Source organism: Levilactobacillus senmaizukei DSM 21775 = NBRC 103853, assembly GCF_001592085.1.
GTDB classification, from domain to species: Bacteria; Bacillota; Bacilli; order Lactobacillales; family Lactobacillaceae; genus Levilactobacillus; species Levilactobacillus senmaizukei.
Window position 1 is genome coordinate 30,216 of the sequence record NZ_BCWD01000007.1, and the last position, 12,154, is coordinate 42,369.

General features: G+C 49.6%; 12 protein-coding genes. 8 read left to right on the forward strand and 4 right to left on the reverse strand.

Annotated elements, in window-relative coordinates:
* Positions 1-154: 154 nt before the first annotated feature.
* Positions 155-823 (reverse strand): N-acetylmuramoyl-L-alanine amidase, encoded by a 669-nt coding sequence (locus tag LSE01S_RS03995; protein ID WP_061776340.1) that lies wholly within the window; start codon positions 821-823, stop codon positions 155-157.
* A 225-nt stretch (positions 824-1,048) separates the two neighbouring features.
* Positions 1,049-1,564 (reverse strand): DUF2798 domain-containing protein, encoded by a 516-nt coding sequence (locus tag LSE01S_RS04000; protein ID WP_061776341.1) that lies wholly within the window; start codon positions 1,562-1,564, stop codon positions 1,049-1,051.
* Positions 1,565-1,768: 204 nt separating this feature from the next.
* Here LSE01S_RS04000 and LSE01S_RS04005 point away from each other — a divergent pair, with 204 nt between their 5' ends.
* From LSE01S_RS04005 to LSE01S_RS04020, 4 genes are all read left to right on the forward strand, one after another.
* The gene (locus tag LSE01S_RS04005) at positions 1,769-2,953 is read left to right on the forward strand and encodes an MFS transporter (protein ID WP_061776342.1); all 1,185 of its coding nucleotides are present in this window, start codon (positions 1,769-1,771) and stop codon (positions 2,951-2,953) included.
* Positions 2,954-3,220: 267 nt separating this feature from the next.
* The gene (locus tag LSE01S_RS04010) at positions 3,221-3,721 is read left to right on the forward strand and encodes a TetR/AcrR family transcriptional regulator (RefSeq protein WP_061776343.1); all 501 of its coding nucleotides are present in this window, start codon (positions 3,221-3,223) and stop codon (positions 3,719-3,721) included.
* An 11-nt stretch (positions 3,722-3,732) separates the two neighbouring features.
* Positions 3,733-4,794, forward strand: a complete 1,062-nt coding sequence (locus tag LSE01S_RS04015) for an ABC transporter permease (protein ID WP_061776344.1) — start codon at positions 3,733-3,735, stop codon at positions 4,792-4,794.
* A gap of 2 nt (positions 4,795-4,796) precedes the next feature.
* The gene (locus LSE01S_RS04020) at positions 4,797-5,468 is read left to right on the forward strand and encodes an ABC transporter ATP-binding protein (RefSeq protein ID WP_061776345.1); all 672 of its coding nucleotides are present in this window, start codon (positions 4,797-4,799) and stop codon (positions 5,466-5,468) included.
* Positions 5,469-5,619: 151 nt separating this feature from the next.
* Here the strand turns inward: LSE01S_RS04020 and LSE01S_RS04025 are convergent, their stop codons facing one another.
* Positions 5,620-6,579, reverse strand: coding sequence for a helix-turn-helix transcriptional regulator (locus tag LSE01S_RS04025; protein WP_061776346.1), 960 nt, complete (start codon positions 6,577-6,579; stop codon positions 5,620-5,622).
* A gap of 82 nt (positions 6,580-6,661) precedes the next feature.
* Between LSE01S_RS04025 and LSE01S_RS04030 the strand changes: the two genes are divergently transcribed.
* Together LSE01S_RS04030 and LSE01S_RS04035 are read left to right on the forward strand one after the other, a co-directional pair.
* Entirely contained in the window at positions 6,662-7,132 is a 471-nt protein-coding gene (locus tag LSE01S_RS04030; protein WP_061776347.1) for an effector binding domain-containing protein, read from the forward strand.
* Positions 7,133-7,211: 79 nt separating this feature from the next.
* On the forward strand, positions 7,212-7,841 hold the full coding sequence (locus LSE01S_RS04035; RefSeq protein ID WP_061776348.1) for a GyrI-like domain-containing protein: 630 nt from the start codon (positions 7,212-7,214) through the stop codon (positions 7,839-7,841).
* 566 nt (positions 7,842-8,407) lie between these two features.
* Here LSE01S_RS04035 and LSE01S_RS04040 read toward each other — a convergent pair.
* Positions 8,408-9,580 carry an iron-containing alcohol dehydrogenase gene (locus tag LSE01S_RS04040; protein ID WP_061776349.1) on the reverse strand — a complete coding sequence of 391 codons (1,173 nt, stop codon included), beginning with the start codon at positions 9,578-9,580 and terminating at the stop codon, positions 8,408-8,410.
* 411 nt (positions 9,581-9,991) lie between these two features.
* Here LSE01S_RS04040 and LSE01S_RS04045 point away from each other — a divergent pair, with 411 nt between their 5' ends.
* Together LSE01S_RS04045 and LSE01S_RS04050 are read left to right on the forward strand one after the other, a co-directional pair.
* Positions 9,992-10,738 carry a hypothetical protein gene (locus tag LSE01S_RS04045; RefSeq protein ID WP_156470468.1) on the forward strand — a complete coding sequence of 249 codons (747 nt, stop codon included), beginning with the start codon at positions 9,992-9,994 and terminating at the stop codon, positions 10,736-10,738.
* 65 nt (positions 10,739-10,803) lie between these two features.
* A complete protein-coding gene (locus tag LSE01S_RS04050) occupies positions 10,804-11,787 on the forward strand; it encodes a serine hydrolase (RefSeq protein WP_061776350.1) in 984 nt (327 codons plus the stop codon).
* Positions 11,788-12,154 lie beyond the last annotated feature (367 nt).

A 12,154-nucleotide genomic window follows, 5' to 3' on the forward strand; every position in this document is an offset into this window, starting at 1 on the left:
ATAAAAACCATCGATTTTTTTCAGGTTGATTGACTTGGTTAAGAAAGGCAAGCGCTGACTGGCGTGGGCTCGGTCGCCGTATGGAAAGTAAGCGCAAGTTTACGGAGTAGGTTGGGTATTAAAAAAGCTGTCAATATTCTGACAGCTCAAAAGATTATTTAATTTTTTCGTTGGTGATAGCTTCGATGTCAGCCTTGGCAATCTTAGCCATATTTTTCTTGAGATGCTTGTAGTTAGACTTGTTGGTGATAAAGCCCATCTCTACCAAACTGTAGTCGATGCCGCGCTTTCGGAGGACATTACAGTTTCTAAGGTTGGTGCGGAAGCTGTAGCCGCCTCGGTAGCCCCGGTTAAGCCCCACGTATTTCTTGATTACCTTGGCCAGGCGCTTGTCTCGTTTCGTGGGGTGCTTCTTATGGATGATGACGTGGCCACCCTTACCGTAGGGGGCATCCAGATGGAACATGATCACCGTCGTATGTTTGCTAATCTTGTAGGACCCTTTGTGATGGACCAGGGTATCCTTGACGATATTGTGTTTAGGATTATAGAAGGTGATCCGACTATGTTTAACCTGCTTCGAATATTTTTTTAGTTGGGGCAGTAGGTTTTTACGGAGAAAGGTCGCTTCATTGGTGCCATTTCCCCTAGCACCGGGATCACCGGCGCCATGGCCCATAATGATTAAGTAGTGTTTTTTAGGCTTAGTCTTCGCGCTCGTGGTGGCCTTGCTGGCGGCCTGAGCCGAGGTCGTGGAGCCGACAAAGGCCAGTGGCAACAACAGCATGAGGGCGGTAGCCAACCGTAGTTTCCATTTTTTCATATGTAGGACGCTCCTTAAGAAATTTGGTGAATAGTTAACTTCCTTAAGGATACGCCAAAAGCGGGAAAAGAGGTAGTCCCAGGTCAAATTAAACTAACATTAATCACCAAAAACGGCATGATCTCTGATCATGCCGTTTTTGGGCTTATCGACTGGCGTGGGTCCCCAGCAAATAAAAAACGCCGCAACACTATCTAGGTGATAGCGGCGACGTGAAGTTTTGGTTTATTCGTTAACGGATTCTGGTTCTGATTTAGCTTCGGTAGCGGATTTAACAGCGCTCCGTGCTTGAACGGCACCAAGAATCTTCCGGGCGATTGGGCCCACGATCAACAATTGTAATGGCAGAGCCATGAAGATATTGAAGATCCAAGTGTGCAGGTAGGTTAAGAAGAAGTTGCTACCGAAGTTCTGGGTGACAATCATCCCGAATAGGGACATCAAGGTAACCATGCCGGCAACCATCATAACGGAGATGGTTAAGGCAATTCGAATTTGTTTCTTCTTCATGTAATCGTTAATAATGAAATGGAAAAAGAGGTACTTCACCCCGGGACCGATAATCCCCAGGTCGCAAATGGCTGCGACGACCAAGGCCAGTGGATAACCCAACAGCACCTCACGGACGTAGTGGTTACCAAAGCCATCGGCTAAGGCAACGTTGTAACCTGCCATGACCAAGACCATCAGGCCGGCCATAACAGCAGTAAATAGTAATTCTTCTTTGAAATTTTTAGGCATTATGTTGCTCCTCGTTTAAATTCCCACGATTGGTTACTATACCACGTTTTTTCGGCCGTCGTAAGGATTATTTTGAAAATTTGTGAAAAAGTCCTCGGCATTTTCAGAAAATTCTCACTTTCAGAACTGAAAGCGTTTGCGAATCCGAGCACTGGTTTTCATTTGGCGGTAAAAGTCCTAAACTTTTGTTAGGAGGTTTTATGTGTGAATACAGAAGTGACTTTGTCTCGAAGAACCATCTTGCTCATGGCTGTGGTAACGGGGGTGATCGTTGCCAACCTAAATTTCATTCAACCGATTGAAAATTTGATTGCGGCCGACTTTAACCTGTCGAAGGCCGCGGTGGGTCTGCTTGCTATGTTGACCCAGCTCGGTTATGCGTTTGGGTTACTGCTCATTGTTCCCCTAGGTGACATCTTCGACCGGTATCATTTAATCCAATTCATGATGCTACTGTCGATTGGCTCACTGCTGCTGGCGTTCTGGGCACCTAATGCCGGAGTATTTGCGGTGGCGACGACGTTGGTCGGAATTACCTCGGTGGCGCCACAGATTATTATTCCCTACGCAGGTTACCTGGCGCCGAGTCTACAACGGGGGAAGGTTTTAGGGATGGTTCTCAGTGGCTTATTGACCGGAATTTTGCTTTCGCGATCCTTTAGTGGCCTGCTGGGAAGCATCTTACCCTGGAAGGCGATCTACTTGATTGCGGCCGGCATCGACCTGATCTTTCTGACCATCGTCCATGTTCAGTTGCCACGAGATGTGCGGGGCCACCAGGCACTGAAATACTGGCCGGTGATTCGGACGTTACCCAAGTTATTTACCAGTCAACGAGCGCTACGTGGTGCGGCCATCAATGGATTTTGTCTATTTGGTATGTCCAACGTCCTGTGGTCGACACTGGCCTTTTATCTGGCCGCCCAGTATCATCTGGGTAGTAGCGTGGCCGGCCTGCTAGGCCTATTGGGAATTGCCGGGGTCCTGGCGGCGCCGATCATTGGTAACCTGGTTGACCAACGCTCACCACGATTGACGGTGGGGCTGGGGATGGTATTTTCCGGCTTAGCCTTCGGTATCTTTTGGGTATTGGGTCACTGGCTTCTCGGACTGATCGTGGGGATTGTTCTATTAGACTTGGGAACGCAATTCAGTCAGGTTTCTTGTCAGGCCATCGTTCAATCGTTAAATAAACAGGCCAGCAGTCGGAATAACTCGGTGTTCATGTTCAGTTATTTCTTGGGGGGATCGCTTGGCACCCTGTCGGCTACCTGGGCCTGGAGTCATGCCGGATGGCCGGGGGTCTGTACTGTGGCCGTCGGATTCTTACTCCTAGCGATCGGTGGTCACCTCGTCATCGGCGAACCGCAAAGATTAACGACTGATTAGGCGAGCGGGACCAACGACAGGTAGCCGGGGCACCGCTAGGCTGATCACCTAATCATCTTGGCTGGGAATCGCTGGGCGATCGGTTCAGGCAGAATCGGCCGCCCTTTGGCACCCTTTCGAGTATAAAAAACAGTCTTGAAAAATCGCCTGGGACTTGGTCCCGGGCGATTTATTTAGCTTAAAGTTGACACGGTGTCACCTTCGTGATAAAGTACCTCATAGTCACGAGTGACACGGTGTCACTTGCGACTTGAAAGGAGTAAAAAAATGCCTTCAAAAACCTATAAAAATTTAACAATCGCCAAGCAGGACCGAATCTTAGCGGCCCTGCTAAATGAATTTTCCCACTATAGTTTGGCTGATGCCCAGGTGGACCGGATCGTGAAGGATGCCGGGATTGCCCGCGGGGCCTTCTATAAATACTTTGATGATTTAACCGACGCCTATCAGACACTGTTCAGACAGGCGATGGCGGCGGTCCATCATGACGTGTCCGATCCAACCGAGGCGTTTGATCCGGCAGCCTATTATACGGCCGTGGCTAGCTTCGTCGACCATTTCCAAGATAACAAGTACTCGGCACTGATTCGACGCCATTACAGCGAGAATGAAAGCCTGTTACCGGAAGAACCCACACCGGCGAGTCTCAGTAGTGCCGATTGGGCCGCTATGGTCTTGAGTCACGCGACGATTAAAGCCATGATGAGTCATCCTTCATCGGCAGTCATGGATCGGTTTCGCCAGGCCCTAGAATTGTTGAAAGAATAGGAGCGAATGCGATGTTTTTAGCACTGAAAGAAATTCGCCATGAAAAGTTGCGCTATGGGTTGATTGTTGGGATGGTGGTCTTGGTCAGTTATCTGGTCTTTGTTCTAAGTGGTCTATCTTATGGGTTAGCCCAGCAGAATACCCAGGCGATTTCGTCTTGGGATGCCCGCTCCATAACCTTGAATGATGACGCTAACGAGAGCCTATCGCAATCGCTGATTACCGCGAAGACAGCCAAGACACTGACGCTCAGTCGTCATGAGGCCTACATTGGTCAGGCTGGCGTGGTAGCCAAGACGCGGGGCCGGGCGAAGTTATCGGCCCAGTTTCTGGGGTTAGATCGTGATCAATTTATCTATGACCGAGTTCCTGTGACGAGTGGCCATAAACCCACCCAGGCCAATCAAGTTATGGTTGACGACAGCTTTAAGGATAATGGCTACCGTCTGGGGGATCGGGTCCAACTGAATTCCACCAGTACGCACTATCGGATTGTAGGGTTCACCCACAATGCTAAGCTGAGCGTTGCGCCCGTTATTTACGGCACATTGGCGACCTGGCGAGCCCTGAGTCACGTGACGACCGACTTTAAGGCTAGCGGAATTGTTTCGAACGCGGCGACCTTTAAGCCTAAGAACTCGGCACTGGCCACGTTGTCGATGAGCAAATTTATCAATAAATTGCCGGGCTATTCCGCTCAAAATACCACTTTTACCTTTATGATTGCCTTTCTCATGGTGATTGCAATGGTGGTCATTGCCGTCTTCCTGTATATTCTCACCATGCAGAAGTTACCCAACTATGCGGTGTTGCGAGCCCAGGGGATTCCCGCGACCGTATTGGTTAATACCACGATTAGTCAGGCGCTTATCCTGGTGGTGAGTGGGTTGGCAATTGGCGCGGTCCTGACGGCAGCCACGGTCTTGGCCCTGCCCGCCGGTGTCCCGATGAGTTTTAATCTGCCATTATTGGCGGGGGTCACCGGGGGAATTTTATTGACCGGTGTCGTGGGGGCATTGATTCCCGTTCGGATTATTTTACACGTTGACCCCGTCAGCGTGATTGGAGGTTAATCATGCCAGCATTAACATTAAGTCATGTGACTAAGGTCTTTGGGCACGATACCAATGAGGTTACGGTTTTAAAGGACGTGAACTTCGAGGCGGCTACCGGTGAGGTGAGTCTGGTCATTGGGCCGTCCGGTTCCGGCAAGAGTACCTTTCTCACCATTGCCGGTGGTATTCAAACACCGACTGCCGGTGAGGTCCAGGTACAGTCAGAGAACCTGCATCGGTTGAATGGTAAGGCCCGCGATGCCTTACGGCTAAACAAGATTGGGTTCATTTTGCAGGCCTATAACTTGGTGCCTTACTTAACCGTTCAAGATCAATTTACGTTGGTCGATCGGGTGAAGCCACAGGGGAATCTCTCTGCCGCGGCTCTAACGGCGCTCCTGACACAGCTAGGCATTTTGGAGCTGATCCACCAGTTTCCTGGTGAACTTTCGGGTGGCCAAACGCAACGAGTAGCCATTGCCCGGGCGCTCTATCAGAATCCGGAAATCATCTTGGCGGATGAACCCACAGCCGCCCTGGATAGTGAACGGGTTAAGGTCGTGGGTGGTTTGCTACGCGATTTGGCCAAACAACATCATAAGGCGATTGTGGTGGTGACCCACGACCTGCGATTGAAGGAATTCGCCGACAAGACGTATGCGATCATGGATGGTCGCATGACGCTCGCTTGAAAATATTGGTTAACACCGTCATGAGCAGTTTCTTGGCAAAGTGGTCGATTTTTCTAACCGGGTTGGCAGTTAAATCAGATTAAACAGTAAAAATGCTCTGGGGTCAGTCATCCCAAAGCATTTTTTACTGTTCACGGTCCAGCATCAAGGCTTAGTCTAGTTGTGCCAACTGGGCCGTTAGTTCCCGGCGTAACGCAGTTTTGACGGTCGCTGGTGCGGTGGTAATCTGGGCCGTATGCCCTAAGTATAGGTACCACCGGGTGAAGTCGCGCACCGATTGCGGTTTGGTCACATCCACGGTACATTCGAGTTTGGCCGTCTGTTGAAAAGGGTCCAGAAACTGTAGGACTGCCGTGGGGTGGGGATGCTGACGGAACTGTTGAATAGCCACCGTGTCCAGGCGGAGAGCGACGTTAGGTATCGGACGGGCAGCCTGGATGATGGTGGCCAGTTTCTTGGGATCGATGATCTGGTCCGGCGCTAACGACGTGAGCCGTTGAATAGCGGTTATGGCGATTTCCCGAAAGCGTTGGGCCTTCAAGTCCCAGACGTCGGCATACCAGTTGTCTTGGCGGTTGTAGACGTGCCGAACCCACACGGCCATCGTCGCTCGCGCTAGTTGAAGTTTCAACTGACGGCTCACTAAACAGGCGTTGAGTAAGGTTTTTAGCATGGGCGGGGCAAAGTCAGTAAGCTCGGTTAGTTGGGTGTTGGCCGGATTGGTGTGCTTGAAGACCAGTAGCTCTTGTAAGGTTAACAGGTCGTCTTGCTGAGTTTGTGAAGCGATAGCCACCAACTTTTCAGTTAGCGTGTTGCGGTTTTGTAGATAGGGGAGTTGTGTGTTTAACGTTGCTAGAAAGCTAACAAAGAGGGCCTTGAGCTCCTCACTGTTAAATTGCACAGCGGGCAGCAATTGATTCTGCATGACGGCGTAGCCACCGTCGCGGCCCACGGTAGCGGTCAGGGGCATTCCAAGTTCTTGAATATTATTGAGGTCCCGAATGATGGTGCTACGGGAAACCTTGAAGTGGGTCATCAGCTCGTGAATGGTAAAGAACTGACGATTGTTGATATAGCGCATGATGGTATTGATTCGGTCGGTTTTAGTCATATTGGTTTTCTCCTAACAGTGTCACTTTTTGAAACCATTAGACGGTACACTGAGTTTATCATCTTAAGGAGGCCACAACAACATGGCAGATTACACGATTGAAACAAAGGCAGCATTTACAGTCCTGGGCATCGATAAACTTCTGACTGGCGACTACTCGACGATGGGTCAGCAGAAGCAGGACTTCTGGCGGGGGATTAATGCCAATCATGCCCTAGATGAATTGACCGGGATTAATGATTATCCTTTTGCCGTTAATGAAGCAATTAATGGCGAATTTCATTACTATGCGGGTCGCCAAGTCGCGCCAGCCACGACGGCGGCCGCTGGTCAACGGTTGATCGAATTTCCAGCCGGCAAGTATCTGGTAATAACTGGCACGGCCGCCGATCAGATGGGTGTTTACAATGCCTTAGAGGGCCCGGCCTTCGGCGAGATTTTGCCACAACTGACGGACTATGCCTACGTTGGTGGTCCCAACACCTCGTTTGTAACGGGGACGGATGCCGATGGGGTTCATGGCGAAATGTTGATCCCGTTAGTTGAAAAATAATGCCAGAAAGCGCTAGTCAATTGGACTGGCGTTTTTTTGGTGAAATGAAGCGTAACCCTGGGGATTGGAGGATGACGATATGAAGCATGAATGGCGGAAGAGCGAACAGGCTTGGTATTTGCCGAAAGAACCGACGGTGTTGACGTTGCCGCGGTTGAACTTTATCACGATTCAAGGTCAGGGTGATCCTAACCAACCCGAATTCAGCGAGCAGATCGGCGCCTTGTATCCGGTAGCCTATGACCTGAGAATGGCGTTAAAGCGGGGCGAACTCGGCGATCCGTACGAATACGTCGTTTATCCGTTGGAGGGCGTCTGGACGACGACAGATGGCTCACGGGGAGTAAATTTAAACAAGGCCGCTTTACGGTACAAGATCATGTTGCGGCAGCCAGATCGATTAACTGAGGCAGACTTCCGAGCCAGCCTGCAGCGAGTCCGTGCGAAGAAGACCAATCCCTGGTTGGACCAGATTCGGTGGGAATCTTATGAAGAGGGACTCGTCTTACAAACGATCCACCACGGACCGTTTGATGATGAACCGGCAACCTTTGCCAACCTACAACAGATCCTAAAAGAGCGACGGTTACAGGTCCGACCGACGATGGGAGATTACTGGCATCGGGAAATTTATCTGACGGATACACGGCGTACGGCTCCCGAAAAGGCGAAGACGGTTTTGCGCTACCGGGTAGAACCAACTGATTAAGAGAAAATAAAAAATGACTGATGCTTACCGTCCAGTTAGGCGGTAAGCATCAGTCGTTTTGTTATTATTTATAACCGTTGCTCCTCATGAATTGGCTATGGCGGGGGTTTAGTTTGACAAAGTGGGTAAAAGAAAAGAGTCATCCGAAGATGACTCTCGTCTTACATCACAATCGTACCCGGACTAATCACTCGCGAAGGGGGCAAGTGGTCAGGCGAGCTGACACACTTACAGTCTTTAACCGAAACGAGTTCGGACCGGCTGTTGGATCAGTGTCGTTCACACATTGTCGACTAAACAACGGCTAACAGTTCTCACCAACACCCCACCGGCGCCTGGACAGGTCGGTTGATTATTAGATTTAGTGCAGACTTCTAGCTTGTAAGGGTTCGCTGGAAGCTGACGGTTGCGGTCGATCGGGGGGGAATAGCTGGGCTATTCGTGGTCGGCCACGGATGAAACTGGTTTCTGAGACGCCATTTGTGGCTCGGGGATTCTCGATCCGGGCGACCGGCGACCGCTGAAACGGGTTGGGTCAGGCAAATTTTTCCGCCTGACGTCACCCTTTATTTTGCGTCGTAGGCTGCTTGGAAGATCTTGATGATATCTTCTTTAGTCCCCTTACGAGGGTTAGAGAAGGCGTTCCCATCCTTTAAGGCGTTTTCAGCCATCAATTCAAAGTCTTCTGGCTTAACACCGATTTCCTTGATGGACTTAGGAATACCAACGTCTTCGGACATTTGCTTCATGGCCTTGATGGACAATTCAGCAGCGTCACGAGTTGATAAACCATCGGTGTTTTCACCCATGATCTTTGCTAATTCGGCAAAACGTTCTGGGCAAGCAATGATGTTGTATTGTTCAACGTAAGGTAAGAGCAATGCACAGCAAACACCATGAGGTGCATCGTATTGGCCACCAAGTTGGTGAGCCATAGCGTGAACGTAACCTAAGTTGGCGTTGTTAAAGGCCATCCCAGCTAACATTTCAGCTTCAACCATCTTAGTCCGTGCGTCCAGGTTGTGACCGTTGGCAACGGCTTCACGTAAGGAAGTTTCAATTAACTTGATAGCTTCGATACATTGTGAGTCGGTGATCGGGTTATGATCAACGGAAACGTAGGGTTCGATGGATTGAACAAAGGCGTCCATCCCAGTAGCGGCAGTTAAGCCCTTAGGAACATCGAGCATCAAAGTTGGGTCGTTGTATGAAACCAACGGAATGTTCCGCCATGAAACGACCACGAACTTCAAGTGAGTTTCTTCGTTAGTGATAACCGCGTGACGGGTCAATTCTGAACCAGTCCCGGCAGTCGTGTTAACGGCAATTAGTGGAGGTAATGGGTTGTCGAACGTTTCGATCCCAGCGAGCTTCGTAATGTCGTCGCCGTTGGTCAAGATAATGCCGGCACCCTTACCAGTATCGTGAGCAGACCCCCCACCAATAGTAATGATGGAGTCCGCACCAGAGTCTTCATAAAGTTTCTTAACTTCTTTAATGTTACGAATCTTTGGGTTTGGTTCGACATTGTTGTAAATGACGTAGTCGACGCCAGCAGCCTTCAGTGAAGCCAGCGACTGTTGAACGGCACCATTTTCCATGCTTTCCAGGAATTTATCGGTAACAATTACCGGTTTCTTCATTCCTAACATCTTTGCACGGTCACCAATTTTAGAGATTACACCAGGGCCAAAAAAGTTGACGCTGGGCATCAGAAAGTCATAACTACGATCAGCCATTATACAAATACCTTCTTTCAGAAGTTTTGAAAATCTTTAATACCGATTTCACAAAGCAATTATAGCCGAACTAGTTACAGTTTGCAATAGGTTTCCGATGGAAGATAGGTCGTTGAACGAAAAAACTAATAGAGTACACTGATAGCAAGCGATCGGTCGCCTAAAAGAAAATTTAAGTTAATGCTTTCACAGGTGAAAAAGCGATCGTGAAAAGGATCGTAAATTTCATAAGTTTTGATTGATTGTTCTATCAGTGAAGGGCGTTTCCGGTCAATGATTGGATAAGTAGTTGCGTCGGTTATTTAAAAATGGATTTATTTATTGTAGTTAAATAACAATTAGCTTAAACTGAAACTATGGTTCCAGCATTATACATAAAAAGTCTTTATAAAAAAATGGAGGCACGTACATATGAAAATCAAAAAAATTATCCTGACGGCGGCCTTGGCAGTCTTAGCAGTTGGGATGGCGGGTTGTACCGCTGGGAACAGTGCGGCAGATAAAAACGGCAGTTCCAGCAGTTCATCCAATAGTCAATTGGCCGAAGACGAGGTTATTATTAAAGATGCCCAGTCATTGAACGCCGATGGCCACTATAAGGCTTCCAATAAGAAGCTAAGCAGTATTGATATTGCAGATCTGAGCAAGAAGGGCTTCGGCTCATTGAAATCCGAATACTTCCATTTGCAGAAGAGTAACGACAAGTTCCTATTAAAGGATAACAAGTCTTCCAAGTCGACCAATAATGGGAATAACACGTCGAATAATAACACCACTTCGACGGGAACTAATAACAGTTTTAGTAGTTTCTCGAAGTTCACCGGGGACTATGTTTTCTACAATTCTGATTCCGATCGGCAACAAATGGATCTGACGATTAGTTCCGATGGTTCTGTCGTTCAACACAACAATGATGGTTCGGCCTTTTACGGGACGGCGGTCGCTTCCGGATCTAGCCAAAGTGGCATTCTGTCTTATGACGTGACGACGGGGACGAATGACACCAAGAAGATTAACGCCAACGTTGAAATCGATGTGACCTGGGACAATGGGGAACACGAAACGTACTACGGCTATACATCTTACGATGATGACATTGTGTTGACCGATGGGAATTCTTACCACGGCGACCTGGTCAACGAGGTTTGGATCAAGTAAAGTTAGGGTGAACAAAATGAGGTCCGGGACGGTGGTCTCGGACTTTTCTTTTAGGAGTGAAAACAATGAAAAAACGTGGATTAGCGGGAATCGCCGTCATCGTTTTGATCCTGGTCGGCGGCGGGCTCTGGTGGGGTCAGGCGAATTCTAAACTGGCACCGGCACGCTCAACGAGTCAGTCGGCGAGTCGATCAAACGCCCCGCGGCCAACCAAAAAGGCGAAGACGCCAGCCAAAAAAGCCAAGACTAGTGGGCAAACGAGTAAGGCTTATCCCTTCAAGACCATTACCCAACAGACAGTGGGAAAGCTGAAAGGCCACAATTCAGTTGCCATTGCGACGAGCTTTTCCGGTGACCACTATCAGTGGCATAATCAGGCACAACGAGCCGCCAGTGATATCAAGGTCTTTATCTTGGCGACGGTTTACCATCAGGTGGATCAGGGAAAATATCAACTCAGCGGGCACTATACGTTAAGGGATGCCGACAAGGTTGGTGGAACCGGTAGCCTGCAAGGCATGGCGGCCGGTACGACCGTGACCAACCAACAACTATTACATTATATGATGACCGTTAGTGATAACACGGCAACGAATGTTATCCTCCGGCAGGTTGGGGGATTGGGCGTTGTTAATCAATATGCACGGGAGCTGGGGGCCAAGGATACCCACGTGGTTCGCAAGATGATGGATCAGAAGGCCTTAGATGCCGGTACGGACAACCTGACGTCGGTGGCTGATCTGAGCATGGTTCTGATGAAACTTTGGCGGCATCAGTTGATATCGACCTCGGCGGACACGGCGATGTTGAAACTGATGAGTGAAAATACCAACCACAGCAAGTTGCCTAAGAATGTCCCCACCGATCGGACGATCTACAACAAGACGGGGGAATTCGATACCTATGGTGTTGAGAATGATGCCGCCATCTTTGCTAAGGGTGGCAAGGCAGTGGTCGTCGTCGCCATGAGCGAGGGCGGCCAACTCGGCCAGCAAATACCAGCCATGAATCGGCTCGGTCAACAGGTCGATCACGCGGTCTTTGGCTAAGTCTTGATGGGTTTGGACCGCCGACGGCGGTTAGGGGCTCCGTCCTATGGGGCCCGCTTGGAGCCAAGAGACGGTCTCCAAGCTCACTTTCAAGCCACCCAAAGAACGGGTAGCTCGAAAGGTGGCCCGTGGTGTAAGACCGGCAAGTCCGGCCGCTCTAACGCCACCGACACAGGACTACGCCCCTAACCACCTTTGGCTTAGATCCAGCTTGCCAGTAGTGGTTGACGCTCCTGAATGGCGAGATGGACACGATGACTCGGATGTTGATTAGGGCTTGATGGACTGGACCGTCGACGGCGGTTAGGGGCTCCGTCCTATGGGGGCCCGCTTGGAGCCGAGAGCCGGTCTCCAAGCTCACTTTCAA

Bases quoted from the DNA above. Each gene is read 5' to 3' on its own strand.
- LSE01S_RS04000 (WP_061776341.1), bottom strand. From the start codon at position 1,564: ATGCCTAAAAATTTCAAAGAAGAATTACTATTTACTGCTGTTATGGCC.
- LSE01S_RS03995 (WP_061776340.1), bottom strand. From the start codon at position 823: ATGAAAAAATGGAAACTACGGTTGGCTACCGCCCTCATGCTGTTGTTG.
- LSE01S_RS04020 (WP_061776345.1), top strand. From the start codon at position 4,797: ATGCCAGCATTAACATTAAGTCATGTGACTAAGGTCTTTGGGCACGAT.
- LSE01S_RS04045 (WP_156470468.1), top strand. From the start codon at position 9,992: ATGAAAATCAAAAAAATTATCCTGACGGCGGCCTTGGCAGTCTTAGCA.
- LSE01S_RS04040 (WP_061776349.1), bottom strand. From the start codon at position 9,580: ATGGCTGATCGTAGTTATGACTTTCTGATGCCCAGCGTCAACTTTTTT.
- LSE01S_RS04030 (WP_061776347.1), top strand. From the start codon at position 6,662: ATGGCAGATTACACGATTGAAACAAAGGCAGCATTTACAGTCCTGGGC.
- LSE01S_RS04015 (WP_061776344.1), top strand. From the start codon at position 3,733: ATGTTTTTAGCACTGAAAGAAATTCGCCATGAAAAGTTGCGCTATGGG.
- LSE01S_RS04035 (WP_061776348.1), top strand. From the start codon at position 7,212: ATGAAGCATGAATGGCGGAAGAGCGAACAGGCTTGGTATTTGCCGAAA.
- LSE01S_RS04025 (WP_061776346.1), bottom strand. From the start codon at position 6,579: ATGACTAAAACCGACCGAATCAATACCATCATGCGCTATATCAACAAT.
- LSE01S_RS04010 (WP_061776343.1), top strand. From the start codon at position 3,221: ATGCCTTCAAAAACCTATAAAAATTTAACAATCGCCAAGCAGGACCGA.
- LSE01S_RS04050 (WP_061776350.1), top strand. From the start codon at position 10,804: ATGAAAAAACGTGGATTAGCGGGAATCGCCGTCATCGTTTTGATCCTG.